The organism is Vibrio sp. 1249-1 (genome assembly GCF_033340495.1).
The window spans coordinates 1-582 of sequence record NZ_JAWOWJ010000874.1; the positions used below are offsets into that span (position 1 = coordinate 1).

Below are 582 nucleotides of genomic sequence, written 5' to 3' on the forward strand. Positions count from 1 at the left end.
GTTTTCGAGCCTAGACAATTTCGGTATGCATGCTTAACCTCAGTGATATGCCGCGGCGTTTTATCACAGGCTCACGCATACTTTTCTCGCGAAACATCCGTTCGTAGTGAATCAATCATGCTGTCATCTTTGGTTTATTGCGCGCAATTATCGGGTGAACATGCATCGTTATCATGCGCTTTTCTATGTCGAGCTCGTCAAGGCCACCTTGGTAAACATTCGTCCTTATGACCCTCGAAAATTGAATCAGCAAAGCACTGTGCTTTGTTTTCAATGGTACGAGAAGCATCCTTGCTAGTTTCTGCAAAGAAATGGCTGATGGCAAGGACACAACTAGAGGTAAAAGAATGACAGAAAAAGCTCAAAGCGCTCCCCAATCTCAAATCAGTTTTTTACTGTTTCTTGTGCTCGGTGCAATTGGCGCGCTAACGCCATTGGCGATCGACATGTATCTACCGGCAATGCCGACCATCGCAAAAGATTTGGGCGTTGCACCTGGTGCGGTTCAAATTACATTGACGGCTTATACGGCGGGTTTTGCGATTGGTCAGTTAATTCATGGGCCGCTTGCCGATAGCTTTG

1 protein-coding gene is annotated in these 582 nt (G+C 46.2%); it reads left to right on the forward strand.

Annotated elements, in window-relative coordinates:
- Positions 1–347: 347 nt before the first annotated feature.
- On the forward strand, positions 348–582 hold a 235-nt coding region (locus tag R7Z50_RS29410), incomplete at its 3' end, for an MFS transporter (protein WP_411979538.1).